This window comes from Agrobacterium sp. SORGH_AS_0745, from assembly GCF_030818995.1.
Lineage (GTDB): Bacteria > Pseudomonadota > Alphaproteobacteria > Rhizobiales > Rhizobiaceae > Agrobacterium > Agrobacterium tumefaciens.
Genome location: NZ_JAUTBI010000002.1, coordinates 35,767 through 61,369 on the forward strand (window position 1 = coordinate 35,767; position 25,603 = coordinate 61,369).

The following is a 25,603-nucleotide window of genomic DNA, read 5'->3' on the forward strand; positions in this document are numbered from 1 at the left end:
GAAACGCCGGTGAAGCTCGCCACCTATAACGTTAACGGTATCAACGGTCGGCTTGAGGTCCTGCTCCGGTGGCTCGCCGAGGCGAAACCTGATGTCGTATGCTTGCAGGAACTAAAGGCGCCGGACCAGAAGTTTCCGCGCCGTGAGATCGAGCGTGCAGGTTATGGCGCCATCTGGCACGGTCAGAAATCCTGGAACGGCGTGGCGATCCTTGCCAGGGATCAGGAGCCGCGCGAGACGCGACGCGGCTTGCCTGGCGATCCTGACGACAGTCACAGCCGTTACATCGAGGCTGCCATCGATGGCATCCTCGTCGGCTGCCTTTATCTTCCGAACGGAAATCCAGCGCCAGGGCCGAAATTCGACTACAAACTCCGCTGGTTCGAGCGGCTGCACTCCTATGCGGCGGAACTGTTTGAACTCGATGTGCCCGTAGCTCTGGTTGGCGACTTCAACGTGATGCCGACCGACCTTGATGTTTACAAGCCGGAGCGCTGGCGAGACGATGCGCTGTTTCGGCCTGAGGTTCGCGCAGCCTATGCCGAACTCATTGCCATGGGCTGGACGGACGCTATTCGGCTGCTGCATCCGGAAGAGCGGATCTATACGTTCTGGAAGTATTTCCGGAACTCCTTCGCCCGCGATGCCGGGCTGCGCATCGACCATTTCCTGCTCAGTCCGTCCCTGCGCGAACGTTTGATAGCGGCCGGCGTCGACAAGTTTGCACGTGTCTGGGAGCGCACCAGCGATCACGCGCCGGTCTGGATCGAACTCGATGAGGGATAACTTATTTCATGGTCAGACATCTTGGCTATGGGCCCCTCTGCCGGGTGACTGTACTGAAGATATCAATTGAAGGAGTGGCGCCATGCCCGATCAAGCAGACTTCGATGCCGGTGGTTTCGCCAATCGTCTCGCGGCGATGAGCGAAGATGAACTGTTCGAAACTATGCGGGGGCTTGAAGAGGAAAGCGAAGGCATCCGTCCCGACGAGCGCGACGGTAGCGATGTGTTCGCGAAAATCGCCTTGGTCGAGACGGCCATCGTGGATCGGTTTCCGGGGCAGTTCCTTGCGCCGTACAAAGATTGGCTACAGCGTCGAGCCGTAAACTGAAGGAGCGCCTATCATGACCGAACAATCCGGAAGTCCGGAACGGCTGTTTCAGCAGCTTGACGATCTTATCGCTGACATCATCGACCAGTTTGCAAGCCAGGGACAGGGAACTGCGGTCGTCATCGAAACGCTGCAGGACGTTCTGGCAAAACTTCAGCTTGCTAGCTGCGCTGAACCATTTCACCTTGCCGGTGGGCATATATAATTTCCTACTTAAGAAGTTTCTTGCATTTTTGCAGCCTCGTCCACGCAATTGGAATTGGCTCGGTACGGGCCCCAGTCTCCCGGGTGCCCTACCTTTTCCTCTTGGTTCACCGTCGCCGGCAAACGGCGTTTCGCGGCTCGCTATCTCGATTTCGATCTCAGCTTCTCAGGCCGAGTGCCCGCAGCCATGCATCCACCTGTCCGAAAGCATCAAGTTGCCACTGGTCGGGGGTGCGGTCGCCGAGGATCTCGGTCTCAGCTACGAATTTTCGGACACTCGTTGGGCCGTAGCCCTCTGGTACGTCAAACTTTTCCGAAATGTACTGGTAACCTTGAACGCCACTCTTCTCTTCGAGCAAGGGCTTACAAGCTTCGGCAAGCGCTTCTATCCCGTCGGGATAGTTTCGAATGCAATAATAGACATCATACGCGTCTTTTTGCTTATGCCGTCCGTTGAGGGCGTAACCCTTCATGGCCAATAGCGCAGGTATGGAACAAACCGCGACCTCAACGCGGTTGGTCCCGCCTTCTGGCATATCGCCTGAGATTGCCACCAACTGATAGAAACGAAGAGCAAGATCCGCTCCATCAGCCCGTTGAACTGCAAAATCGCTCAAGATGGGAGGACTATTTTTTACGATTTCAGCATGCCGGGGCATGAGGAAATCGACGATTATGTTAATGGGTACGCCACCGTCGCTCGCGGGCACCTCACGGACAAGCTGAAATCTCCGGAGTTCCTTTCCCTGCTCATAGCCGTGCCCCATCAATGCTTCGACGAGCGTCACATATTCGCCATCACCCAACGCTTCCGCGTCAAGACCGAGGTCTACATCAAGCGTGCCGACGTGACGCATGTCCTCGTTGTCAAGCAGAAGCCAGGGAACGGCGCCACCGATTACGGCGAACTTTCCCTTGAAGCTGCCGAGAATCTGACCGATCTCAAGGAGCACGCTCTTTACGGCCTTCGTAGTGCGGTCTTCATAATCAGCCGCAGATTGGGGATCGGGTACGGCTACGTTTGCCATGAAAGTCTTTCCTTTCGCAGGTGATCAGCTGCCTCGGCTCCTCTCTCCCCTGCTATCGCAAGATCGAGATAAGTCTGAACGGGACTTGTGCAGACTATGCCTGGCGCCGGAGCGATTGTGTCGAGAAACGGTCCTTCTTCTGCTAGCACTGTGATGACGACGTTTGACCCAGCTGTGGCTGGCGACAGTTTCAATGAATCCCGAAGGCGCTTAGCGCCAGCATCATCCGCGTAGAAATACTGAGTGGAGACCCGTCCGTACGGCGCGAGCCACTGCGCTGCAGAAAAGGAAGCGAAAACTGAGCGTGGCGCATTAGAGCCGACGTTCAGAACTTCACGGGTAGCCGACTCAAGTATAGATCCATGCAGGGTCGTGTAAAAGGTTAGTCGTTCTCCCTTCGGCGCCTCGTACACCTCTCGCCAAGCGTCGAGCAGATCGTCTGGCCGCGCAAGTCGTAGACCATCGTCAGTGACCTCGGCCCATTCGCGATCAACGAGCTCTGTTCGAACATTGCTAACATGACCAAGGCTCACGGCAGAGGCTTCGGCGAGATCGACGACCTTCCATGCCCGCCCAGGATCGCCAAGCAGGATGCGAAGAACTTGTGCTGACTTGGGTTTGAATACCGATTTAAAGCTGCGCTGGAAGGCGCGCGGTTTGTCCGCGACCTGGCGCTCGATGTATATGCCATCAAGCGCTATGCGAGCATTTCCCATTAGGTCGAGATAACCCACCTCGTATTCTCGGCAAAGAGCCTGAGCCTCTTGCGACAGAAATGGAGCAATGAATACTGGGGTGGCACGAGGGATAAAGTTCTCAGCGGCCCTTCGAAGCTGAAGGAGTGCTGCTCTAACATGCCGAGGCTGCCCCATGGACTTTACCTCACATGCAAGCACGTGCTGGCGACTGTGGTGTGTAAAGCGGGCAACGATGTCGACCCCGACGTCTGGACCATTGATGAGTTCCACGCCGTAAACTTGCAGAGCGGGTACGTGTTGAAGCAGCTCCTTGACCGCCAAGGCAGCTTGCTCTTCTAATTTTTTCAGTGGAATAGACGATTTCAACATCTGCTGAAAATGTCATCAATAGTGAAACCAGTCAAGTGCATTTCACTAAAAGATGCGTTTTCAACATCTGTTGAAATGGAAGAATTAGCTCAGATGTTCTGGCGTCAGCGGGACTGCCTCGATGAGTGCGGTTGTCATGGTCTAGCACTATTCGCCGCGAACCTGCACGCAACAACGAGGTTAGGACTTGGGCTCGCGTGATCGGAACGTCTCCATCGGCACGGTGGCTTGACAAGAAGATTGGTGCCGAGCTCTCCATTGATGTTACGAACTCGCGCAACGCGCTCGACCTTGCTCTTGCCAGAGTGGCGCCCACCTTCTTCGGGCAGTGCTCTAACCGATTGAAACAGGTAACAGCGCCGATCAACACGCTGGACCGCGTGATCGAGCGCACCCATGCGGTCTTAAGAGCAGTTATCAAGTGATTGTTTTCGCGCAATTCCTAATATTTTCATTAATACCCAAGCTGGATGCAATTTCGGCGACAAGAACGGTAGAGGTCATCCCTGTGCGCGAACCGCAGGTTCACACTAAGTTTCTCGCATGGGACCGTGACGACGTGGTCTGTTGGTCGTCAGCACGATGATTCGGGTCCCAATCAGGGTTTGAAGCCGATCCCCTGGATGAGGTGGGGCTTCATCTGGAAGCGCCCGGCATCGCGAGCCACTTGCTAGGTCTGTTTGACGAAAGCCTGAGGAAAGTGTTGTTAGATGCTCCAAACGAAAGCCAGTTCACGGCTCACATAACGAGTGCTGGTCCTGTCATCGGGGCCACAAACTATAGGCGGGGACCGAGCTAATGGGCTCAATGATTCATCTAACGCTGGGTCGTATCCAGCTTGATTGGGGTAAAAACGCGGGATTCTGCGACCATGGTCCGCTTTTTCGCCCCAACGACCTGGCTGAAATTCCCTACTACTATGCCGCCGACGCAGACGACAAAGAATGCCAGCATTTACCTCTAATCTCTCGCTCTAGTGGCTTCAGCTACCGGCTGGTCACGGAAATGAAGGAAGGTTTTTCCGCTCCTCTTCGTGTGGTCGCGGAAAGACTGGAGCTACTCGGATACACGGAAAAATACTGCCGTCGGGAGTTCGAAGAATTGACTTCAATGGTGCCTTCCAATCACGACTTCTCATTTGATGAGCTGAAGGTATTGCTGCTAGACGCTGATTTTACTCAGGCTGCACTTGGCCCTCATTTACCGAGCGAAAATTTGGCGGAATTTTTAGCCGTCACTGCCCTGCGCCACATCCCCGAGACGGTTCAACGCCTCCAACACGAATCCGATTTGCATGACGGCGAGGTAAGCGGACTAGGCGCCTACACGGTGATCCGTTTGCTTGCGGACAACCCCACTGCGCGCGACCTGCCAGTTACGTGGCAATTTTCGGACGTTTTAGAAGGTGGTTGGGTATCGCGTGATGTAATCCTTACTCCAGTCGCGCAGGGGAGGAGATTTTTGCTCGTGACGGAGGGGTCATCCGATGTGCAAGTCATCAAGCACGCCCTCCATTTACTTCGGCCCGATCTCTCAGATTTCTTTGATTTCGTGGACATGCACGATAATTATCCGTTTTCGGGCACTGGAAACTTATACAATTTTGTCCGCGGTCTTATTAGCATTCGAATCCAGAACAACATATTGGTTTTGTTTGATAATGACGCAGAAGGGGTGTTCAATTTTGAACGTTCATCTCGACTAAACACTTTACCGAACATGCGCATCATGAAGCTGCCAGATAGGCAGAATTTTGTGAGGTTCCGCACGTTAGGACCGACCGGAGAGCAGATAGCGAATATTAATGGCAAGGCGGCAGCGATTGAGTGCTATCTCGACGTAAGTCGAGCGCCGGTTGTTCGGTGGACCAGCTACGATCAGCGGCGAGATTGTTATCAAGGACACCTTGTGGAGAAAGAGACGTTTTCCAAGGAGTTTCTGTCCCAAAAGGCGTTAGTAGATGGTTATGATTATTCGGGGCTTGAAAATGTCTTGGACATGCTGCTCCGAGAGTGCATCTCGATCAACGAAGAGAACAGGGCGACGGCCTTGGAAAGTGGAAGCTTCTGAGTAGAGGTTTGGCGCGAGTGACGGCGGGGCCAGACGCTGCCACGGTATGGGCTGATCCGATTGCGTCGTTAGCTTATTTATCTTGTGTGAAATGGAGGCGTGCCAAATAACGCCCTCAAACTTGAGTCGTTGCTAATGAAAATGCTTTTCAAATACTTCTCAGCGGAATCAATCGAACACGTTTTTATTCGCGACGAACATGTCGGCATCAAGTGCTCGTTGCCACAAGATTATAACGACCCCTTCGAGCTATTCCTTGGCGTCGATCTTGATCAAGAGACCGAATTATTGGCGACATATCGTGAGGTAGTCGAGGAAATTCCCGCACAACTGACGACGTGCTTTTCCAAATCACCGGTGGTCGCACCTATGTGGGCGCACTATGCGAACAACCATAGTGGATATGTCATCGGTTTTGATGTCGTCCAGTTTCAAGAGCTGTTTCCCGAAATCCTGATCCACGACATCACATACGCAGATCGGCCGAGTGAGGCCCTCGTCGGATTCACTCAAATGGCCGCGCATCGAAAGAAGCCTAGGGACGCTGCTCATCTGAGGAATGCCGTGAGATTCCACGGCTATTTTACGAAGTATCTTGAGTGGAGCTATGAGCAAGAGGCCCGCGCCGTGAATTTCGAGGAGTATGTCGAGGATGTGAACGGCTACAAAATCCTCTACGTTCCTAAACAGTGTATCGCGGCGATTATTTCGGGCGCCAGGTCGTCGCTCCAGACGAGACAAGCCCTCACAGCGTCGGCAAGCGAACTTGACGCTCAATTCTACAACGAAAGAATTGGTCGCAGTTTCCCGACCCCATACCTTGTGCCCGATGGTGGAAACCCCAGTGTGTTTGCGGGCGGGGAGATTGGAGATGCCGTTGGTATTTGCCGAGAATGTTCAGAGCCGCTGAGAGTGGCCGGCGATCTGTGCCCTTGGTGTTCTATCAATGAATCACATCAGCTGGCGGCAGCTGCAGGTAACCCGTTCAGGATTCTCGACAGCTATGGTTTGCTGGATGGATATCTTGAGAAATTTCCGACGAGACCGCGCAAGCCATACGTAGACAGATAGCGCATCGACCATTTCTTGCTTTCCGGACGCGTTAATCTCATAGGGTGACCACATAATTTAGATTAGCCCGATAGCGCCGATGGGTATACGGTTAGATAGCTGGTTGGTACGCGATCGCTGGCAACCCCTGGGCCTTCCATCTCTGCTGGGTCATAGAACAGGCCGTTTTCCGCGTCGTAAAGCATGAAGTGATCCCCCTGAACGTGGACGATGGCGACCCCTGGATATCGCTCCATCGACTGGTTTTGATCGGGACTTCGATCGACCATCCGATCTCCGCCAACACGCCGCAAAGATCGTTCCAGCTTGTATAATGCGCCGATTTATCGCCCCAATCAATCATGGCTGCCACATCGTCGTAGCTCATGCCGGTGAGCATCTGCAGGACAAAGACCCCGCATCCATCGTCTCTTGGGCATTGTGTGTGAAATGCAAATCGATTTGGCTGCGATTGGTTCAATGCAAGCTCCTTTCGTCGCCGGCCATGAACAAGCCAGCGCGGATTACACGCACTCGTCTGTATCATGAAAAGGCACCCGTCTCGAACAAATGGTCGCTATCTGCGACGCTAGAAGCCTGCACATCAAAGGACTTGTTCGTTTGCAGCCGTAGATGGGACATGGTCCGACCGCGTCAGGCGCAGACGGGTCGATACCACGACAACTGCTACAACGGCATCCGGAGCCTTTTTGCACGCTGCTCGAACGCATCTTTTCCGCCTTCAAGTATATTACATACCTCGCGCCTTATTTCGGGGTTCTCCAACCCGCCGCTCTGATAAGTTATTTCCGGCAGTCTATTGCGATGATGGGCTCCGCGCGTCGCAACGATCACTTGATCTGCATCCGTGTTCACGACCAGGTTTGCGTTATGAGTAACAATAATGATCTGCCGGCGTTTCTTAGCTTCCTTGAACTCTCCCACCAACTCGTCGAAGATCGATTGCGGGTCGAGGTTTTCTTCGGGCTGATCGATGATCAAAGGTCGTTCATCGTCGATGTCAATCGAGAGGTAGAGCAAGAGCAGAACAATCCCCCGTGTGCCGGGCGAGAGCTGTTGGATGTCAACATCCTCATAGCGCAGACCATACTGCACCCGCACGTGATCCGTCGAGTAAAGCCACTCCGTGATCTGCTGGAACCAATTCCGGGTCGACTCTCTTGTTTTGAAGGTATCCTGAAAAGCGTGGTTGCGGAATTCCTGAGAGTACTTTTCTCTGAATGCTCCCATTGCGGCCGCTATCTCTTCTGCAGTTCCGTTCTGCCAAACCTCTTCAAGCTCCGTTTTTATAATCCTGGTGAGTTGGCCCACACCTCTAAACTGACCTTGGCGTGAGCGGTCGATTAAACGTTCTCCGGCCTCTGCCCAAGCATCGATATCCACTATGCGGCGCACTGAGAATGTGAGCTTCTTGAGCGTTCCCTTCTGCGAGTTGAGCCTTTCCTGCAGAGGCTCGTAGAGACTCTGCAGTACCTCCTCCTCTTTATCTATCAGTGTCACGAGGCTCTTATAGCTCTCGTGGCGCGCGGCGGTCAGTTTCTTGATCGTGTCCTTTGCACCGGCAGCTAAAGCAATCTCTTGTCTTCGTTGAGCAATAGCGGCCTCGCCGCGAACGATTTTATCCGAAAGATCTGTGTATCTTCTCTTCCGAGCTTGGTCCACTCCAACCCTGGCTTCGAGGCGACTCTGTTCCTTGGCCAACAATGACAGGGTGAGGGTTTTAAGCTTTGCGGCTTCATCGAAGTACGGCGGAGCAGAGGACAGCTTCTCGTCTGGGACCTCGGGAGCTTCATCTTGCCCTGGCCCCCGCAAGTCGTCCGCTTGCGTTCGAACCAGTTTAAGCTCCTCTTTGAGGAGTCCCTTCACATCGCCGCTGTACCTGAGCCTGAAGTCCGACCATTGCGAGTCTGAAAGCTCGGCATCCCGAAAGTCCGCCTTCAACTGATCCCACTGGGACCCTGCCCCGACCTCCTCGAAATAAACGACGTCGTCCTGCAGGGAGCTTAGGCTAAGCTCCTTCCTCTCAAGCTCAGCAATCCTACCGGACTTCCATTCCGCCGCCTCTCGAACCTTCTCGAGACGCTCTAAGACTTCCTTGTTATCGCCCGGTGTAAGCGCTTTTCTATCTTCCTTTAAACGGTTCAGCTCAGCTTCCTCAGCATGAAGCCGTTTCTGGAGGTCCGGAAGTGTCAACGACAGGTCGCTTTGTGCCGAGATTTCTTCACCGAGCTCCCGCAGTTGCTGCATCAGGCGCTCCATCTGCCTCCGCACCGATTGGGTTCGAAGGCCCCGCAATTCCTTAAAAGAGCGGGTTCCCAGCCGCTCGTTCGCCGGATGCGCAGCAAAAATGACGTCTTCGATAGCGCCAACTAATTCATCCGCCAAACCGTCCGACGAGCAAAGTTGATCGACAAATTGTTGAGAAAGGTATCTTACTCGCGGATCAGTATCGCTGCCCATTGCTTTGATATTGATGGTGGCGGCGGTCTCCTCCCCGCGGCCCCATCTAAGATGGCTTTTACCTTCTACCAGAAACGGCTGTGCTCTCTCAAGAAATGAGCGCGATGTATGTTTGCTGTCTACACTCTCGGCACCTGCTGCGATCATTTCAACCAGCGCGGTCTTTCCCGACCCTCTTGCACCGATTACTGCAACCAAGCCAGCGTTGATGGGTACCGACTGCGTCACCAACCACTCGGTACCGGTGGCGCTAAAATTCCTGATCGTATTAGAGTCTCTGCCAGCCATTGGCGGCTGAGCGCCGACAGAAACTCTCGAACCGGGTTCAAAGCAAATCTGGCGGAGAGTTTCGAATGTTAGGTCGCCTTTGATCCAACACAGCCTGTCGAGATCCGGCTTTCCCACCTTAGCGAGTTCATGAGCATCGCACCCGTGGATGCATGGCTTCGGACCACCATATTTTTCATTCAGATCTTCACGCGAAAGGGCGCCGTCTCCGAGCCAGAAGTTACGATCGCTAGGATTTCCTGAAAATATGACATGAGCGAGCCTTTGGATTTCCTCCCGTATTGCACTCAAGCCATCTTCCTGCAGCTGCGCCGCACCGTCATTTTTCCCTGCCGCAAGCCCGACAAGGATGTTCTCGCGCGCCCACAGTGAATTCTTGAAGGCTTCACGCAAAGTCCGCATCTCGACTTTTGCCTGGTTTGCACCGACCTCTAAAGCACGCGTCTCCGTCTGCGTGGAGCCTGAAAAAGCCTTGCCAAGCCTGATTAAATCGTTGTTGGTGCAGCCGTAGGGTTCCCCATTATATTCAAACTTCAAACTACTCAGGAAACTCTTTGCATTAACGATATGATCTGGAGCGTCGGGGTTAATCAGCAGATGCACATTGATGGGCGATCCCTTACCGTGAGATAAAGCAAACCTTAGCTCGATGTTTGGGAAGAGGAGTTTGACGCTTGGAAGTCTGCCTGCGTCGAAGGCTGCTTTCACCCGTTCATACGAGTCAAGGATATAGTAGTCGGTCACGCCAAGCGCGCGGATAGGTGGATCCGCAGCATTTATAAGAGCGATATATTTGTCAAAAACATCGTCGTCGCCGCCGAAGTGATCGTTCTTGATTGTTCCGGGGGCGTGAATGTGGGGGTCCCATCGATGCCAAACCGAACCCTCTCGGTTCTTCTCAATTGTTTGCTCGCCAGTCATTCGAAAAAATCCCGCCTCAGATCCCGGAAGATTACCGTCCGATGGTTGTAAGACGGTAAATTCATACGAATTACGCAGATATCTCTAATCGAGCTTGCGGATTACCGTGGGGTCGTTATCGATCCAAGTGGCAGAGCTGAGGCAACGTCCCATCTCGATGCATCCAGTGTGGCGCATGTTCGTAGGGCTCTCGATGAGCTGATGGTTGATCGAACGACGATCATCATCGCTCATCGTCTTTCGACCATTCGGGCTGCCGGCGAAATTCTTGTTATGCGCGATGGTCGGATCGTAGAGCGAGGAGCGCATCACGACCTGGTGGAAATGGGAGGATTTTATGCTGACTTGATCGGCCATCAATCGGCAGGTAACGTCCGGGCGGCGGTCGCTGTGGCGGGCTGACGGTTTTCGGCTGGTGCGCCTGTTCGCGATCGGCCCGTTCAGCGATGGGCCGACCGTGACATCCTCGATTGCGCGCCTACTGTAGGCAACGCTGATCGCCTCCCTTAGGATCATATTGCCTGGAACGCGCTCGTTCCCGACTTATGTCTCGGTTGGAAGTGCAAACAGGTCGCGGGGAAGAGTGAGCTTAATCAGAAGCCCGCGCGGTTGCCACTCTCTCGATACCCGGGCATTCAGGCTCTGCACCAACATCTTTTCGAGGGTCGTTCCAAAGCCAGTTTTCTCGGCCTGCCCGGCTGTTGCGGCTCTCGCGTTCGATTCCTGCCATGCGATCTCGAAATAGTCCGGCTCTGACGTCACCGTCACATCCAGTTGTCCGTCCGCCACAGAAAGAGCACCGTACTTCACGGCATTGGTAGCATACTCGTGAAACAGCAGCGCAAGGCTTGTCACGCGGTCGGCACTAATGTGGGGGTCGTCACCATGCAGACGCCATCGCCCGCGGTCGTTCTCCTCAAAGGGGAACAGAAGATTCGCCAGCATAGTGAAGAGCGTCGTGGATTGTTCCGGGGGGGCTTCGTCGCCGCTGAAGCCGGGCAAAGTTAACTGGTGGGCACGGGATAAAGCAATCAAGCGGTTCTTCATGCTGTCGGCGAGTTCAAGAGGTGTCTGCGCTGTGCGTGCGGCCAGCGATATGATGCTGCCGGTGATCGCAAAGAGGTTTTTTACCCGATGATGCATCTCCCGGAGCAGCATATTCTGATGTTCTGCCACACGTCTCCGCTCGGAGATGTCGCGGGCGATCTTGGACGCGCCGATGATCGTGCCGTCGCTGCCCCGAATGGGTGAAATTGTGAGAGAAATATCAATGAGCGTGCCGTCTTTTCGCCGGCGGACTGTCTCGAAATGATCGACGCGCTCTCCCGCATTGATCCTTGCGAGGATCGCAGGCTCTTCGCCCAGACGGTCCTCCGGGATCAGCAAGGTAATTGGTCGTCCCACTGCTTCGTCAGTTGAATAGCCGAACAGCCGCTGCGCGCTCAGGTTCCATGTGGTGATGATCCCTTGCAACGATTTGCTGATGATGGCGTCATCGGAAGATTCGACGATCGCCGCGAGGAAAGCCGCAGCTTCATATCCCGGCTGCGCTACCTTGATATCTGCCAGCAGCCGCTGTCGACGGTCTTCGCTAGTTTCGCCTTCACCGGCACGTGGATATTCTTCCATCTCATAGATACTCAGTTACGAATGTGGAATGTCAGCCGGCATTTACGCAGACGAGCCCCCTTCACCAGAGGATACTCACTTTTCTAGCGGGCGTGCAATGGCTTGCATTTAGCAGCAACGCAGCACCGGCTTGCATTACCACAATGCACTCCAAGGGGTAATCCAGCTGAATAAGGACGATGCGTTGTAAGGTGATGTACGCTAAGCCCTCTTCTTCACACAACTTGGATTATCAATGAGCAGTTCATCGCGTGAATAATTTGGGGCAGGTCCTTCTTAGATTTGACCCTGAGCCACAGCTCCAATGAGAACCGAAAACACCTCCTCTGCCTCAGAAGCGGAGGAATTTCCGCGTGTCACAGCGCTTGTCAACGCGTCTCCTGCTGCAACCAAAGCCGCGGAAGCCAATGCCAGCGATTCCAGCCGCAAGCTTGAGTGAGGCTGAAGAACTTCCACGAACATCTCGATCACTGCGTCGATTAACTCTTGGTACACGCCAGCTTTCTCCTCGCTTCCTGCGAGCGCCGCACCGACGGCATGAAATTCGTCACCCTGGTCGGTTCCGCATGCCAGATAGGTTTTAGCCAAAGCCGAGATAGTCTCTTTCGTCGATCGTTTTTCCTGAGCCATAAGCGCGCGAAACGCGGTAATGCGTTCGGTGTCGATCCAACGATAGAGGTCAATCAAAAGACCCGTTCTGGTCTCGAAATGCTCGTAGGTCACAGGTTTGGAAACGCCCGCACGCACTGCCAGGTGCCCTAGTGTCAGCCGATCAGCACCTTCCTCCCGAACGATCAGGCGCGCCGTCTCGAGAAGTTGCTGACGTCGCTCAGGCTTCGAAAGACGACCCGCGGTCCTGTTCTCGACGGCGGCTTTTGGCTTTTCCACTTGCATACCTACTTTTAGTAACCTACTATGTGTAGGAATTAGTAAAACACAGGTATCGTGATGTTACAAGCTTCTGGAAGAACGCAAGATCCAATACTGATTATCGGCGGGGCCGGTGAGGTCGGGCGCTGGACTACACGCTTCTTGCGTGACCAACATCCTGATGTACCAATCCTCATTGGCGGTCGGGACGAACAACGGGCGATACGAGCGGCAGCCGCTGTCGACGGCGCGTCTGCAGTGGTCGTGGACCTCACCGCCTCTGACCTGGGGCTAGGCGAGCAACGTGTCTCGGCGGTCGCAACGCTTTTTACCGATGAAACGGGGGCAGCTCTCCGCTGGGCCCAGCAAATGGGCGTTGGGCAGGTCAACATCTCACCAAGCATCAGCGAGCTTGGCCTGGAAACTGCGACATTCATGCAGAAACCTGCCGCCGCGCCCGTTGTTCTCGGCACAGAATGGCTTGTTGGCGCGACAAGCGTACCTTCACTCTTGTTCGCTCGAGAATTTGGTCGTCTGGAAAAAATTCACATCGAGGCAGTGCTCGACGAGCAAGATGCGTTCGGACCTGCAGCAAATGCAGACCTTGAGCGACAGATGTATGCGGGTGCTGCCGCTCTTATGAGAACGGCTGGCGCGTGGCGGTGGTGCCGTGGCGACGAAACCGGGTCCAGGGTGCGTTCAGTCGACGGCACTGAGCTCGACGCGAACGCGTTTTCGCCGAACGATGTCCTGTTGTTGGCAAACGCAACCGGCGCACCTGATATCCGGTTCGACCTGGCGATTGGAATGAGCTCCGCCCGCCGGAATGGCGGACCGGTATCGACTGAAATCATTATCAATCTTTCGGGCCTGGATCACGCCGGGCAGCAACTTCGGAAACGTCACGCGATCGTTCACCCCGGTGGGCAGATGCCGCTGACGGGTTTGGGTGTCGCGCTCGTTCTTGAACGCCTGGCTGGTCTCGCAGGCGATACGCCTCGACCGGGTCTCTACTTCCCGGCCCAGCTCATTGATCACTCCACATACTTCGAGCGGCTTCGCGCATCAGGTGGTGAAGTCATGGAATTGGAGCCGATCCAACACGCGCCGCAAGGCTCATATCAAGCATAACCTGGAGCAGAAGATGAATGACCCTGATAAAGTATCAGCCGCGGCGGATTATCCCGTACACCACTCGCAAATCGAGGCCAACGGTGCCTCTTTTCATGTGCTTGAACAAGGCCGTGGTCCAGTCGTGCTGTTCTTGCACGGATTTCCGGACACGGTCGAAACGTGGCGCAGCCAGATGCAAGTCGTCGCAGAAAACGGTTACCGCGCGGTCGCGCTGGACATGAGGGGTTTTGGCGACAGCTATTCCCCGGATGATCCGGCACTTTATAGCGGAGCCTTAATTGTTGGCGACCTGATTGGCATCCTTGATGCATTGAAGGTACCGACCGCAACGATCGTATCGCATGATTGGGGCGCGGACCACGGGCAACGGGCAATGGTCATGCGACCAGATCGCTTCAACGGGATCATAACACTCAGTATCCCGTTCCTGCCGCGTGGCGAGTTGAGTACATGGGACTTGCTACGCAGTCAGGGTCTCGGCGATCTCTATTATGCTTTCGACATGATGAGGCCGGAGACGGATGAACGGATCCGTGATGCGAGCAAGACTATTCCCAGTGCACTTTATTGGCTCTCGGGCGAACCCGCCGAAGGAACCGGGTGGAATCCCATCGACGCAAAGCGGAATATGTTTCGACCTGCCCCTGAGGTGCTGCCGAGCTGGGCCGACCCAGCCTATGTGAAGCACAACATCGAAACGTTCCAGCGAACGGGATTCCGAGGCGGGTTGAACCAGTATCGTGGCGTGCAGGCGACGTTTGAGCATCTCGCTGCCTACAAAGATGTGCTGATCAAGCAGCCATCGCTTTATATTTGGGGCGATGCAGATGGGTTGTGCCGGCTGTTCCACCCCATCCCACCGACCGTGGAAGAGATGCGCAAAACAGCGCCGGGGCTCGTCGATGTCGTGCGGCTGGAAGGTGTAGGTCACTGGCCTCATCATGAGGCCCGTGAACGCGTGAACACCGAAATAATCAAATTCCTGAACGGCCTGAATGCCACCGTTTCAGCAACTGCTTAATAAATTAAGGAACGTAAGACCATGACACTTTCTCACGCACTTCGTACAGGTGATCTTGCTTCAGTCAAAGAAGCTATCGACGCCGGGGCCGACGTGAATGCTCGAGGCCCCGATGGTCTCACGCCGTTGATGATCGCATCTGCGCTTGGGCAGGCACAAGCTGTTGCTTTGCTCCTTACTGCCGGCGCGGACGTACTGGCGGCGGATCCTCGAATGGGAGCAACAGCACTTCACAAGGCAGCACAGTCCGGCAGCGCCGACGTGATCGAGATACTCCTTGACCATGGAGCCTTCATCGATCAGCAATCGCCCGTTCTTGGGAACACAGCCTTGATGGATGCCGTCCTTCACAAGCACGAATCTGTCGTGCGGGTTTTGCTGTCGCGCCGCGCGCGGACCACGATACGGAATTACTGGCAACAGACCGCGCTCGAAATCGCCAGGCATGACGACCTGAAAGCAATCGCAGCGCTTATCGAGGAACGAGATGAGGCGGATGAAAAGCACATTGCGGGCTTGTCGATCGTCTCATCAGTCAAGGCCGGAAATATTGAGGAGGTGAAGCGGCTGATCGCAGATGGCGCGGATTTTGAGGTTCGGGTGCCGATAACCGGGACGTTCGATGACGACTACACACCTCTCGGTCTCGCAGTTCGCGAAGGTCATGCTGAACTAGTGCGCGTACTGCTGGATTCTGGTGCAGATCCTCGCCGTACAATCGGTCTCATGCGTGGTTCGCCACTTCACGATGCTGCCTATTTCGGAAAGGCCGATCACATCGATATTCTGACCTCATCAGCAAAGCAGGGGGACACACAGGTTGAGCTCGATGCGCAGGGTCCTTACAATGGTCTGACCGCTTTGCACGATGCTGTGTGGCATGGATACGTGGATGCCGTAGCGTCCCTGGTACGCGCCGGTGCTCGCCGTGATTTGAAAACTCATTCGGGCCTGACACCACTAAGCCTCGCCACTCTCTACGGCTATGACCGGATCGTTGAAATCCTGAGCAGCGACAGTCAGCAGGCTACCTGATAGCGCCTTCCATCGGAAATTTCGTTTGCTGCCGCAGTGCCGAAGTAACGTATGAAAAGTTGCGACGAGTCCAATCAGGAATTCAACTCTGCCCGCTTTTCACTTCCCATGCCCTTGCCGTGTCGCGGAAACTCATCCTCAACATAGCAGATCCCGTAGCCCGACTGTGCATGAGATTGGCTCTCACATTGCCGAGGCAATGGGATGGGCAGGGACCCTTGTGCCGATCGACATAGGCGATTCGCGACTAGGCTCGCCTGTCGGCTGGACACCCTGGTCCGTGCCTGCTCCATTCACCTTAAGTACGGCGGCTGCGGAGCAGATTGGATACAAGGCTGCCACCGACTACTCGCGTTCAGTTGCAAATACCTCCCAATGGCTTCGAAGCTCGGTTGACAAGGACTGGCAGGAACAATTCCCTGTGCTGGCTAGCTACACCGTTCCGCTATTCGATTATGACACGGAGGATGCATTCTTCCGTGCCTAATCAGGTTGGGATAGTCTTGAAAGAGAGTCCCTTGAAGTGGCCGCGAAACTCCTACGGGCCGGTTTAAACCTGGGGCGCTAAACTTCTAAAGCTCGGCATTCGTTGTTGGGCAGTGTGTAGGAGATCCAATTCACTTGGCTCAGCTTGAACCGGTTTACAGCAATCCCCATGCCCGAAACCTTCCCCTGCCCGTCATCTCCCGGAGCCGCAGCTGCGCCGCCAGATACCTCGCGCCCTGCGGCGTGACCTCGAGCTCCTTGGCAATCATGGTAGCCGAGACGACGGGTCGCGCCACCACCAAATCGACCAATCGCGACAGGTTCGAGTTGGTGCGTTTGGCGGATGTCTGACGGTCTAGTTGCTGGCGGGCGAGCAGAATGCGGTCGTGCTCCTTCATCCCCAGTTCGGCCGTCGCGATGAATGCTTCGAGCAGCGCCATCAGCCGCGTCATCCGGCTCCTGGCATGCCGCTGCTCCCGTCGTACGCTACGTAGTCCGATGTTCAGCGCCGGCAGGTGGGCCGGCGTCGTGCCGTCGCGGCGCAGGAGTGAGGCGACCAGCTGGCGACCAAGCTCCGCGCGACGCTGAAGCACCTCGATCGCGTTCCAAGCGTCAAGGAGAATGGCGGCTCGTAGAACCGGCGACAGGCCTTCGGTTCCATTGAGTACAAAACGCCATTGCTCTAATCTCTGGTCTTCATTCCAGTCCGCGTCATAGACCAACGGGTCGCGCTCGTTCACTGGTCTAGACATAGCCGATCCATCGAGAACGGCCGCGCTACGCGCCAGCACGGCGTCGATCTCGCTAAAATCATCATAGCCGCCCACCGGGAAAACATCACCCTCGATCGCGACCGGGCGTGGAAGACTACGCGGTGCTACATTGATACTGTCACCTCCGTCTCCCCTCCCCCGCAAACGAGCAATGCCCGCGGCGCTCAGCGCCCACTCGGCCGAATGCGCAAAAATCTGGCGGCGACCGCGCAAGATTGAATGGGCGATTGTCAATTCGTGGGTTGGGGTCCGGATATCGAGGCGGGCGTCATGCAGGACGATGTCCTCGAGGTGAACGAGTTCACCGTCCACCCATAACGACGCGATCGCATCAGCGAAGTTTTGGCGCTCGAGAAAGCCGTCACGGATCGGCGAGCGGGCAATGCGCTCGTCAAGGCGCGCAAGAGCCTCACCGGCGCGCGCGGCGGGCGCATTTAGTTCTCTCAGATTAATCTCGGTGTAATCGTAACCCATTGATTTCACCTTCGATGATTTGCATTAAGAAAGCAAACAAGCATTTTACTAGCGTCACTCATTGAGGTGTCCGACGCGTTGGCTTACCATCGATAACGAACGTTTATCGATGGTAGTAGATCTGAGGCCGCAAATCATCCAGAATCGGGGCCAACTCACGGCCCAGAAGGCCGCTGAAACCGTCCTTTTGGAGCGCCCGTGGCCAAACCGAAGACATCGCTGACCGCCGTCGAGCGCCGTGCCGAAGAACTCGACACCATCGCCGCGGTGCTGCCAATGGAACGTCGCGACGAGCTGGCCGAGCTGCTTACCGACCACGATGTCGAAACGCTGCGCCATCTCGTCAACCAGGGCATGGGCGACAACACGCTGCGCGCCCTGACTTCGGATCTCGCCTATCTCGAAGCCTGGGGGATTGCCGCGACCGGACGCTCCCTGCCCTGGCCGGCGCCCGAGGCGCTGCTGTTGAAATTCGTCGCCCATCACCTCTGGGACCCGCAGCGGCGTGAGACCGATGCCGATCACGGCATGCCGTCCGATGTCGACGACAACCTTCGGCGCCAAGGTTTTCTCAAATCTGTCGGCCCACACGCCCCGGCGACCGTGCGCCGACGGCTGGCGAACTGGTCGACGCTGACCAGATGGCGCGGCCTCGACGGCGCCTTCGCCTCCCCTGCCCTGAAATCGGCCATTCGTCTCGCGGTGCGCGCCGTTCCTCGGACCCGACGTCGCAAGAGTGCCAAGGCGGTCACCGGCGACGTGATGGCAAAACTGCTGGCAACCTGCGCGACGGACAGCCTTCGCGATATCAGGGACCGCGCCATCCTGATGGTCGCGTTTGCCTCCGGTGGTCGCCGGCGCAGCGAGATCGCCGGACTGCGATGCGAACAGCTGACCGTCGAGCCACCGATCGAGGTGCCCGATGGCCCTGCCCTCCCCTCTTTGGCCATCCATCTCGGCCGCACCAAGACGACCACTGGCGAGCAGGATGACGTCGTCTATCTGACCGGCCGGCCGGTGGAAGCGCTGAATGCCTGGATGGCGGCTGCGAAGATCGACAGCGGGAGCGTGTTTCGGGCGATCGGGCGATGGGGGACGGTGTCGCGGCGGGCGATCGATCCGCAGTCGGTCAATGCGATCCTGAAGCAGCGCGCGCAGATGGCAGGATTGGAGAGGGGGGAGTTTTCCGCGCATGGGCTGCGGTCGGGATATCTTACAGAGGCCGCCAACCGCGGTATTCCCCTCCCCGAAGCAATGGAGCAGTCACGCCATCGCTCGGTCCAGCAGGCATCCAGCTATTATAACAGTGCCACACGACGAAGCGGACGTGCTGCTCGCATACTTTGACGGCGTTCGCGCGAAAACCGTCGCCCAATGTCCGGTTAGCTGCATCATGGCCAACCGATCGAAGATTTTTGCCATACTGATATTCTCCTCGGTCAGAACCGCATCTTCATTGTCTGGGCTACGCTGAAAGGCGGGAAATTCGGCTGCCGGAGTGATCCCTGCATCAGCTCGAAGAACTGGGCCCAAGCGAACTTGTTGACGATCTCGTCTGGCCGCTCGAAAGTGAACATCTCCAAACCATCGACATTTCCAGTCACTCTGTACCGTTCCTTCGCCACTGGCGTGATGTAGAGCCGGATCGCATAACGGATGTTGTTCAAAAACTCCGCGATCGTGCTGGCGTGGTAAGCGAGCAAATGGGTGTGAAACCAATCCCAACAGTCCGGCAATGCCAAGTAAGCGTCGCTCTCATTGATCTCGACCTTGTTATCGGCCAAGATCCTGCGGAGGGTATTTGCTTGCCCACCCAGACGCAGGAAGTTGTGCTTTCCGATGTCACCGCTCATACGGATGAACTCGATCCGCTTGATCCGAAGATCCACCTTCACCTCGATACTGCCTAACCAGACCTCTTCTACGAAAGAGTAGGCCTCGAGCCAGTCGCTGAACTCGTGAACGATCCGGCTGAGGTGATCGATTTTCGTTCCGATCAGCGGTTTCTCGCAGACGCGCTTCAGATAATAAAGTGTCGTGTGATCGACTTTACTGCCATCCTTTGGCGGCTTTGGCAGGCTGAATGGCAGGCGCGAGCCACCCTTACCGGTTACCGGTGACAGAAAGTCCCGGAGGAAGGTCCCGAACTGCCGCAGGCTTCCGGCGGTCTGTGGAAGGAGGTTCGTGTCAGTGCGCTTATCGTCAAGGGGACAGAAGATCGCGTGATTGACCATGTCGTCGACCATACTGATGACAGCACTGAGGACGATGGCCTCCTGCTCGATCTCGGAAAATGTCCCTGGTTCAACCGTCATTGACCCGCCGAAATTGCTTGAGAAATTGGATGGTGCGAATGTGCTGACCACAAGACCACACCGAAGGAAGGAAATCGAGATATGGCACGCCGAAAGACCACAATGTCGCTGGACGAGCGCGCCGCGTTGCCGATCGCCGAGGAGAACCCCGGCATCGAATTCCTTAGGTTGAACAGGCAGGAGATCTGCGAGCGGGAGATCAACTCAGCGATCAGGCTCTTCCTGGTCGACGAGGATCCGATCTCGGCTCACGTGCTCGCAAGCGCCGCGACCGCCATCATGGAAATCCTAGGAAAGGGCCGCGCCAGCGTCGGATTGAATAGCGTGCGAGATATGCTGAAAGAAGCAGAGCTCCCCCCAGATCTCGAAAACGAGGTGTTCACCGGCCTGCAGCACTCGTACAATTTTCTCAAGCACTCATCCTCCGATCTCGCGGTAGAGAACGACTTCTCGGTCGATTATATCTTGATGACGGTCTACGGCGCCGCCCATAGCTACAAGCTGCTTTTCGAAACTACGACGGCAGAGATGCGGGTGTTCAATGCCATAGTCCAGGCATGGCGCCCGCAATGGTGGTCGGACGATCCAAACCTTGACGGCAAAGTCGCAGTCGCTCGGCGAATGGGACTGCTGGGAGCCACACGGCACGAGTTCTGCGAGATTGGTCGGAGATATCTTCAGCGGGAGTGGGATCGGCAGGCTTATGAACGAAAACAGGCGACCTAAAGGCCGCCCGTTTTCCTCAATGACAATCAGGTGGTGGCCGTGGAAGGCTCGGCCTAGCCAACCGTCGCAATCGGCTTATCCAAGGGGGCCTTCTCGATATTAATGAGGCCCTCTCCTTCCAGCGTCGCCAAGGCAAGGTAAAGCATCTTCTCCTCGTCCTCAGACGCTCCGTCTAGGCCGATGGCATCGTGGATCTGGCTGGTCAGCCTACCGATCATCACAATGTAGCAGACATGCAGCGAATATAGGTTCCGGGCGAGGTCGCGATGGTAGATCGGGAACGCCGATGGCCCACGAAGTTCACCCTTCTCCATCTCTACGATATCGTGAAGAAGTGCCGACTGGGAAACGTGGGCTGCACCGCTGAGGTCACCGTAGACTTTTCCCATATTCTTCAAAACGCCGATCGTGGCGTGCGGCGTCTTCCCGTCTCTGCGCTTATCGATCCCGAGCTCCTGAACAGCTGAGACGATCTCGTGCTCCTGTCGCAGAAGGGTCGCCGCCTGCACGTAGAGCCCCTCGACGATCGCCTCTTCGCATAGATGGATGCCCTGCATGAAATGTGACAGCAAATTGATCTGCTTGCTCGCTTTAGGATCTTCATTGATCTTCCTGCCGGCATTTCTCGAAAAGAGGTTCATCAGCGCACTGCAGGCCAAAGCGTGTGCTTCCGTCAGCGTGATGTCGCTTTCCTTGAACTTAGCCCTGTTTGCCTCGCGTCGTTCCATGTGCTTTCCGCCAACGATCGACACAGGGATCAAAGCCTTCTCGCCCCAATTGTTGAGCGCACCGACCATATCGTCGCCGAATTTCAGCTCTCTCTTCTGTTCCATTCTACTGACCCTTCGCCGCAGCTTGCCGCCACAGCGCGGCCGCCAGATCTTTGCCGCGTGTGTAGGACTCTGTTCGAGTATGGAGCTCAAATTCGCCGTTTCTGGCATAGAGCTGCTTTGTTGCATTCTTCGCCATGCTTGTATTCATGTCGGCAACTTGATCACGTCGAAATGCGCGGTTCGGAGGTTGCTTCACGAACAGACCGATAAGGGCGAGCTCGGGCGAAATGGGAAACATGACAATGGTTCCCTCAAGACCGAACCCGGGTGAATACGGCCCCCGATCCTTACCATCGGCCCATGCCAGCACAACAGGATCGTCACAGGTTGTGAAGGTCGATCCCGCAGGAGCCGATGCAAACGCCCAGCTTCTTCGAGCCAACTGTTCAACAATCGTTGGAACAGCGTCGAGCTCCAACCCGATCAGATAGGTCTGATCGATTGCGATCCTGTATTCACCGCGATCTATAAACGCCTTCATGTCCTCGTAGCTGATGTCGTCGCGTATCGGGGCACCGCCCTCGCGAGCCTGCCGGATCGAGTCATGGTATCTATCCTTGTCCTGAAGTGACATCCTTATCGTGCCTGAGGCAACTTGGATGTGGAGGTCTTCCAGCATCGAACGGAAGCGCGGATTACGGACAGCCACGTTCCCCATCAACAGCATGAGAGAGGTGAAATGGTCATGGGATGGGAAGCTTTTCGTTTCTATCACTTCAGCCAGGCGCGGGGCGATCTCACCCTCGATTTCTGCCATGCCGTCTTCCACATGGTTCGGATCAAATCCCTCTGCCTCGATGCGGAAGAAATTTCGGCGAGCTCCGATGTTTCGGACCAGCGTGCGGAATGACTTCTTTGTCGACTGGTCGAACACGAACACTTGCGCCTTCCGCTTATCGACAGCGTCGCTAAAACCTCTGAGGTAGAACTGCGGAATGAAGTGGTGATTTACAGTGTCTGACATTATTTCCCACAATGCTGGCAGACCTTCGGTGGCCCGACCTGGTCTATAATTGCTGATCGCGCTCAGCGGGTTCCATTATGAGGATTACATATATCCGAACGGCTCTAGCGAGCCTTTACCCGTTTACGTGTTTCCTGTGAAATCCCTTCCTCGCTTGACTCTTTAGAACCCCTATCCAGCAACTCTCGGCTCGCCTCATACGTCCAACCGGCTGCCGCAATGCCCTACGAAATCCACGCGATACCGCGTAGGCTGTCGTTTTGCATTTAATCGCGAGACACCGCATACAATAATTTCAACAAGATAGCGCGGCACTCAAATTGAGACTGGGCATTTAATTTGAGATTCTGGCTTGTCCGGGCCGGACAGCGTTAAGTGTCTAAAATCGAAGCCAGAATCTCACATTAAGTGCCATCACCTGCCGGAACGGGCGCATTCTTACGGTTAAATGCCAAACGACACTTTCTGAAATTACATCGCGATCCAAAGGTCACCGCCATTGGCACAGGGTTCAACGCGGTCTTCGATAGCTTACGCGGTAGCATTGCCCAGAGCGATACTCTGCTAGGCTAGCTTTCAACCTCAGCCAGATGCACGGCACGGCTTAGCGTGCCTGCGATTGACCCGCTAGGAATTCACAATGAGTTCGCCGAGGACATCAGCCGCCTCTCTCCCTACCAAAGCAAGGAAGTTCACTGCGGACAGCTCGCCAGCTTCAAATCGCAAACGGATTTGTGAGACGATATCGTTGGTGGTAGCTCGCCAGCCATAGATACTTCCTTCTGATCGTAGGCTTGCGGACCTCTGCAAGGTTTAGCCGAATTAACGCAGCATGTCGGTCCAAGAACGCAATGTAGTCCTCAAACGCATCATACTCGTCCTCGCTCGCACCGAGATAATCGATAAAGCGTGTCCCGTCCTCCCCTATACGCAAAAGGCGGTTCACATACTCGGTTTCCTCCTCCAGATCGTGGTTCTCGTTGTGAAGACGAGCGTCGGAGAGAAATTGTTCGTAAGCCGCCTCGTCTACGACGATGCGAGGATAGATCGCTTCTCCACTCTCAATGTCGTATGCGCGGACCATTGCAGGGCCGAAAACAGGGCCACTACCGTTCAGGCCGACATGAACACTCCCGATTGCCAGCCCAGCTCTGACGAGTACTCCGTGATTTATGCATTGGATCTGGATATGAAGCAGATCGAGCAGTTCTTGAAAAAACGCTCCGTCAGAATACTGCGTGTTGAATACTCGAACGCGCACGACAGCATCTGAAACCGACTCAGCGAATGCTCTACTAGAGAGACGCACTTCCTTCATGCGACGAAATTGCTTGACGTCGGGCGTGGTGAATTCTCGCAGCGAAAGGATGATATCGTGAATTTCACCGGCAGATCGATCGGTCAGCATCGCACGGAAGCCGAGAACGTCTATAAAGGTCACGATACCAGGCTCATAATCGGCAGCACCAGCGCGCGCTTTGGCCTTGTCTCGCTCCACCTTCGCGCGCCTGCGGCGGCCCTGCGCCACGGCCTTACCCATTGCGGCCTCAATCGCACCCGCAGCTCGGGCCCACTTCTCATCCTCCATTGTCACCGGAGCAGGTGAAGAACGTTCCACTGGTAACCTTTCCAAAGTAACAGGCCTTTCACGTTTATTATTATAATTCCCACGGAAATCCTGCGTTCAAAACTGTTAACTCACTGTATCATTTGAGAAAACCACGAAAAAAAACGGCTGACAAGGGAACTCGGGCATCAAGCGATCCTTCGTTCGCCACCATTCGCTTTCATAAGAGCCATCAACATCGGGCCGAGCGAAAACTCGCCGCGCTCGGCTCGCCTGGTCAGATTCCGCAGGTAACCGCCGGCAGACGTGATGAAGCTCGACCGTTCGAGAATACACGCCATCGCCACCGCAGCATTTTCTGGACCCATCGCGCTGCAGGCCTCTTCATAGGCTGACGGACTTACACCCAGCATGGAACGCACAACAACAGCCGCCTTCATCAGCTCGCGCCAATTCTCAACACGCCCGCCCGGACCATAGTCGTCAATCTGCGGGCAGGCACGACGAACCATTCCGATCGGGAAGGCCTTCTTCGGCTCAGCAACCGCCTTCGGTCTTTCCGGCTTACTCGTGGGTTGAGGTTCATCCGCCAAGCTTTCGCCCTGCTCCCTTTCAGAGCGAGGTTCAAGTTCATTGATGGATTCAGTATTTGAATTCTGTATGTGCCGGTCATCCTGGTCGGCATTGCCATGCATGTTCACTGATTTCAACTGTACTTCCAGGATGTTGAGGACCTCTTCCCGCAACAACTGCATTTCGTCGAGAGCCAGTTCAAGCTGCACCCTGTCCGGGTGGCGGGGAAGGGTTCCGATGATACTGACATAAGCCGCTTCCACCTGCACCCAGTTGCCAGAGGCACCCTCCTCCACTGCAGCCGAGATGAGTTTGCGCACGTCGCGCCGGCAGATCGTAAGGGCTTCCTTTGCCCGACGGAACCGCAGGCGTTCCGCAGCCACGTCCTGCGCTATCTGCGCGAGTTCCTTGGCGCGAGCCAAAAGAGGTGTCAGATCGAAGCCGTATGCCTGCTCTACCTCACCGTCGCGATTGCGATGCGCGTATCGCTTTCCATTCGGGCTATCGCGGCGCAGGATCAGCCCTGCTTCGACGAGCGCCGCAAGCTGGCGCCGGAGTGTGCTCTCCGTGATCCCATGAGCGCGCACGGATAGCTGCGCGTTGGATGGGAAAACGACAAGCCCACGGCTCGCGTCGAGCTCCCCATGCGGGTAGAACGTTAAGAGAGCGTCGAGAACGGCCAACGCTCGATCCTGGAGCCCAAGGCGCTCGCGCGTCTCGCAGACGTCGCGAAACACCCTCCACTTTTCAATCTGCGTGCCTGGCCGCGGATCCTCGATCGCCATCTGGCCTTTGACCAGGGCAAGCGACATCGGCCGCCGCCCGAAGGGCGTCGTCACATGTCCCGTTTGCATCTTTTTCTCTCACCTTTCTTCAGGCAAAAGAAATCCGCTCACCAAATCGGCGCCAAGACTCTTGACTGTGATTCCGGGAAATGCGATTCTCGATCCTGCTAGAGATGACGAGAGAGGCTTCCACGG

Annotated in this window: 24 protein-coding genes; 11 read left to right on the forward strand and 13 right to left on the reverse strand. The window is 55.6% G+C overall.

Annotated elements, in window-relative coordinates; genetic code table 11:
- The first annotated feature begins 9 nt into the window (after positions 1 to 9).
- The 3 genes from xth (at position 10) to QE432_RS09560 (ending at position 1,319) form a co-directional block, all read left to right on the forward strand.
- Positions 10 to 786, forward strand: a complete 777-nt coding sequence (xth, locus tag QE432_RS09550) for an exodeoxyribonuclease III (protein ID WP_112497039.1) — start codon at positions 10 to 12, stop codon at positions 784 to 786.
- A gap of 82 nt (positions 787 to 868) precedes the next feature.
- Positions 869 to 1,114, forward strand: a complete 246-nt coding sequence (locus tag QE432_RS09555; protein WP_306623984.1) for a hypothetical protein — start codon at positions 869 to 871, stop codon at positions 1,112 to 1,114.
- A 13-nt stretch (positions 1,115 to 1,127) separates the two neighbouring features.
- On the forward strand, positions 1,128 to 1,319 hold the full coding sequence (locus QE432_RS09560; RefSeq protein ID WP_112392146.1) for a hypothetical protein: 192 nt from the start codon (positions 1,128 to 1,130) through the stop codon (positions 1,317 to 1,319).
- Positions 1,320 to 1,476: 157 nt separating this feature from the next.
- On the opposite strand, the gene QE432_RS09565 is transcribed toward QE432_RS09560, so the two are convergent.
- A complete protein-coding gene (locus QE432_RS09565) occupies positions 1,477 to 2,346 on the reverse strand; it encodes a nucleotidyl transferase AbiEii/AbiGii toxin family protein (RefSeq protein WP_112392145.1) in 870 nt (289 codons plus the stop codon).
- On the reverse strand, positions 2,334 to 3,413 hold the full coding sequence (locus QE432_RS09570) for a type IV toxin-antitoxin system AbiEi family antitoxin (protein ID WP_306623987.1): 1,080 nt from the start codon (positions 3,411 to 3,413) through the stop codon (positions 2,334 to 2,336). Before QE432_RS09570 ends, QE432_RS09565 begins: the two co-directional genes overlap by 13 nt.
- Before the next feature lie 197 nt (positions 3,414 to 3,610).
- On the opposite strand from QE432_RS09570, the gene QE432_RS09575 reads away from it, so the two are divergent.
- The 3 genes from QE432_RS09575 to QE432_RS09585 all read left to right on the forward strand — a co-directional run bounded on the left by QE432_RS09575 (position 3,611) and on the right by QE432_RS09585 (position 6,554).
- Positions 3,611 to 3,838, forward strand: coding sequence for a hypothetical protein (locus QE432_RS09575; protein WP_112392144.1), 228 nt, complete (start codon positions 3,611 to 3,613; stop codon positions 3,836 to 3,838).
- A 373-nt stretch (positions 3,839 to 4,211) separates the two neighbouring features.
- The gene (locus tag QE432_RS09580; protein ID WP_112497042.1) at positions 4,212 to 5,483 is read left to right on the forward strand and encodes a HEPN/Toprim-associated domain-containing protein; all 1,272 of its coding nucleotides are present in this window, start codon (positions 4,212 to 4,214) and stop codon (positions 5,481 to 5,483) included.
- 135 nt (positions 5,484 to 5,618) lie between these two features.
- The gene (locus QE432_RS09585; RefSeq protein WP_306623989.1) at positions 5,619 to 6,554 is read left to right on the forward strand and encodes a DUF2971 domain-containing protein; all 936 of its coding nucleotides are present in this window, start codon (positions 5,619 to 5,621) and stop codon (positions 6,552 to 6,554) included.
- Positions 6,555 to 6,645: 91 nt separating this feature from the next.
- Here the strand turns inward: QE432_RS09585 and QE432_RS09590 are convergent, their stop codons facing one another.
- The 5 genes from QE432_RS09590 to QE432_RS09610 form a co-directional block, all read right to left on the reverse strand.
- Positions 6,646 to 7,014, reverse strand: a complete 369-nt coding sequence (locus tag QE432_RS09590; protein WP_306623991.1) for a hypothetical protein — start codon at positions 7,012 to 7,014, stop codon at positions 6,646 to 6,648.
- Positions 7,015 to 7,220: 206 nt separating this feature from the next.
- Positions 7,221 to 10,223 (reverse strand): TrlF family AAA-like ATPase, encoded by a 3,003-nt coding sequence (locus QE432_RS09595; protein ID WP_112497044.1) that lies wholly within the window; start codon positions 10,221 to 10,223, stop codon positions 7,221 to 7,223.
- A gap of 84 nt (positions 10,224 to 10,307) precedes the next feature.
- Complete coding sequence (locus tag QE432_RS09600; protein WP_112497045.1) at positions 10,308 to 10,739, reverse strand: hypothetical protein; 432 nt, start codon at positions 10,737 to 10,739, stop codon at positions 10,308 to 10,310.
- Positions 10,740 to 10,766: 27 nt separating this feature from the next.
- Positions 10,767 to 11,852 (reverse strand): PAS domain S-box protein, encoded by a 1,086-nt coding sequence (locus QE432_RS09605; protein ID WP_112497046.1) that lies wholly within the window; start codon positions 11,850 to 11,852, stop codon positions 10,767 to 10,769.
- Positions 11,853 to 12,128: 276 nt separating this feature from the next.
- Entirely contained in the window at positions 12,129 to 12,746 is a 618-nt protein-coding gene (locus QE432_RS09610; protein ID WP_306623994.1) for a TetR/AcrR family transcriptional regulator, read from the reverse strand.
- 54 nt (positions 12,747 to 12,800) lie between these two features.
- Between QE432_RS09610 and QE432_RS09615 the strand changes: the two genes are divergently transcribed.
- The 3 genes from QE432_RS09615 to QE432_RS09625 are packed head-to-tail and all read left to right on the forward strand — an operon-like array spanning position 12,801 to position 15,912.
- Positions 12,801 to 13,853: an NAD(P)-dependent oxidoreductase gene (locus QE432_RS09615; protein WP_112392137.1), complete on the forward strand. Its 1,053-nt coding sequence runs from the start codon at positions 12,801 to 12,803 to the stop codon at positions 13,851 to 13,853.
- Positions 13,854 to 13,866: 13 nt separating this feature from the next.
- Positions 13,867 to 14,877 (forward strand): alpha/beta fold hydrolase, encoded by a 1,011-nt coding sequence (locus QE432_RS09620; protein WP_306623996.1) that lies wholly within the window; start codon positions 13,867 to 13,869, stop codon positions 14,875 to 14,877.
- A gap of 21 nt (positions 14,878 to 14,898) precedes the next feature.
- A complete protein-coding gene (locus tag QE432_RS09625; protein ID WP_306623998.1) occupies positions 14,899 to 15,912 on the forward strand; it encodes an ankyrin repeat domain-containing protein in 1,014 nt (337 codons plus the stop codon).
- A gap of 641 nt (positions 15,913 to 16,553) precedes the next feature.
- On the opposite strand, the gene QE432_RS09630 is transcribed toward QE432_RS09625, so the two are convergent.
- Positions 16,554 to 17,645 carry an RHE_PE00001 family protein gene (locus QE432_RS09630; protein WP_306624000.1) on the reverse strand — a complete coding sequence of 364 codons (1,092 nt, stop codon included), beginning with the start codon at positions 17,643 to 17,645 and terminating at the stop codon, positions 16,554 to 16,556.
- A gap of 198 nt (positions 17,646 to 17,843) precedes the next feature.
- Between QE432_RS09630 and QE432_RS09635 the strand changes: the two genes are divergently transcribed.
- Complete coding sequence (locus QE432_RS09635) at positions 17,844 to 18,992, forward strand: site-specific integrase (RefSeq protein WP_306624002.1); 1,149 nt, start codon at positions 17,844 to 17,846, stop codon at positions 18,990 to 18,992.
- 92 nt (positions 18,993 to 19,084) lie between these two features.
- Here the strand turns inward: QE432_RS09635 and QE432_RS09640 are convergent, their stop codons facing one another.
- Positions 19,085 to 19,960, reverse strand: coding sequence for a hypothetical protein (locus tag QE432_RS09640; RefSeq protein WP_130692362.1), 876 nt, complete (start codon positions 19,958 to 19,960; stop codon positions 19,085 to 19,087).
- 81 nt (positions 19,961 to 20,041) lie between these two features.
- Between QE432_RS09640 and QE432_RS09645 the strand changes: the two genes are divergently transcribed.
- A complete protein-coding gene (locus QE432_RS09645) occupies positions 20,042 to 20,686 on the forward strand; it encodes a hypothetical protein (RefSeq protein WP_130692364.1) in 645 nt (214 codons plus the stop codon).
- Between the two features lie 53 nt (positions 20,687 to 20,739).
- Here QE432_RS09645 and QE432_RS09650 read toward each other — a convergent pair whose 3' ends face one another.
- From QE432_RS09650 to repC, 4 genes are all read right to left on the reverse strand, one after another.
- Entirely contained in the window at positions 20,740 to 21,519 is a 780-nt protein-coding gene (locus tag QE432_RS09650) for a hypothetical protein (protein ID WP_306624004.1), read from the reverse strand.
- A gap of 1 nt (position 21,520) precedes the next feature.
- Positions 21,521 to 22,483 carry a DUF4238 domain-containing protein gene (locus QE432_RS09655; RefSeq protein ID WP_306624006.1) on the reverse strand — a complete coding sequence of 321 codons (963 nt, stop codon included), beginning with the start codon at positions 22,481 to 22,483 and terminating at the stop codon, positions 21,521 to 21,523.
- A gap of 715 nt (positions 22,484 to 23,198) precedes the next feature.
- Positions 23,199 to 24,101: a hypothetical protein gene (locus QE432_RS09660; protein ID WP_306624008.1), complete on the reverse strand. Its 903-nt coding sequence runs from the start codon at positions 24,099 to 24,101 to the stop codon at positions 23,199 to 23,201.
- Positions 24,102 to 24,238: 137 nt separating this feature from the next.
- Positions 24,239 to 25,477 carry a plasmid replication protein RepC gene (repC, locus tag QE432_RS09665; protein ID WP_130692370.1) on the reverse strand — a complete coding sequence of 413 codons (1,239 nt, stop codon included), beginning with the start codon at positions 25,475 to 25,477 and terminating at the stop codon, positions 24,239 to 24,241.
- Between the last annotated feature and the right edge of the window lie 126 nt (positions 25,478 to 25,603).

Excerpts from the sequence above, each read along its gene's own strand:
- QE432_RS09555 (WP_306623984.1), top strand. The coding sequence starts at position 869 with ATGCCCGATCAAGCAGACTTCGATGCCGGTGGTTTCGCCAATCGTCTC.
- QE432_RS09560 (WP_112392146.1), top strand. The coding sequence starts at position 1,128 with ATGACCGAACAATCCGGAAGTCCGGAACGGCTGTTTCAGCAGCTTGAC.
- QE432_RS09565 (WP_112392145.1), bottom strand. The coding sequence starts at position 2,346 with ATGGCAAACGTAGCCGTACCCGATCCCCAATCTGCGGCTGATTATGAA.
- QE432_RS09570 (WP_306623987.1), bottom strand. The coding sequence starts at position 3,413 with ATGTTGAAATCGTCTATTCCACTGAAAAAATTAGAAGAGCAAGCTGCC.
- QE432_RS09580 (WP_112497042.1), top strand. The coding sequence starts at position 4,212 with ATGGGCTCAATGATTCATCTAACGCTGGGTCGTATCCAGCTTGATTGG.
- QE432_RS09585 (WP_306623989.1), top strand. The coding sequence starts at position 5,619 with ATGAAAATGCTTTTCAAATACTTCTCAGCGGAATCAATCGAACACGTT.
- QE432_RS09595 (WP_112497044.1), bottom strand. The coding sequence starts at position 10,223 with ATGACTGGCGAGCAAACAATTGAGAAGAACCGAGAGGGTTCGGTTTGG.
- QE432_RS09600 (WP_112497045.1), bottom strand. The coding sequence starts at position 10,739 with ATGATCCTAAGGGAGGCGATCAGCGTTGCCTACAGTAGGCGCGCAATC.
- QE432_RS09605 (WP_112497046.1), bottom strand. The coding sequence starts at position 11,852 with ATGGAAGAATATCCACGTGCCGGTGAAGGCGAAACTAGCGAAGACCGT.
- QE432_RS09610 (WP_306623994.1), bottom strand. The coding sequence starts at position 12,746 with ATGCAAGTGGAAAAGCCAAAAGCCGCCGTCGAGAACAGGACCGCGGGT.
- QE432_RS09615 (WP_112392137.1), top strand. The coding sequence starts at position 12,801 with ATGTTACAAGCTTCTGGAAGAACGCAAGATCCAATACTGATTATCGGC.
- QE432_RS09620 (WP_306623996.1), top strand. The coding sequence starts at position 13,867 with ATGAATGACCCTGATAAAGTATCAGCCGCGGCGGATTATCCCGTACAC.
- QE432_RS09625 (WP_306623998.1), top strand. The coding sequence starts at position 14,899 with ATGACACTTTCTCACGCACTTCGTACAGGTGATCTTGCTTCAGTCAAA.
- QE432_RS09630 (WP_306624000.1), bottom strand. The coding sequence starts at position 17,645 with ATGGGTTACGATTACACCGAGATTAATCTGAGAGAACTAAATGCGCCC.
- QE432_RS09640 (WP_130692362.1), bottom strand. The coding sequence starts at position 19,960 with ATGACGGTTGAACCAGGGACATTTTCCGAGATCGAGCAGGAGGCCATC.
- QE432_RS09645 (WP_130692364.1), top strand. The coding sequence starts at position 20,042 with ATGGCACGCCGAAAGACCACAATGTCGCTGGACGAGCGCGCCGCGTTG.
- QE432_RS09650 (WP_306624004.1), bottom strand. The coding sequence starts at position 21,519 with ATGGAACAGAAGAGAGAGCTGAAATTCGGCGACGATATGGTCGGTGCG.
- QE432_RS09655 (WP_306624006.1), bottom strand. The coding sequence starts at position 22,483 with ATGTCAGACACTGTAAATCACCACTTCATTCCGCAGTTCTACCTCAGA.
- repC (WP_130692370.1), bottom strand. The coding sequence starts at position 25,477 with ATGCAAACGGGACATGTGACGACGCCCTTCGGGCGGCGGCCGATGTCG.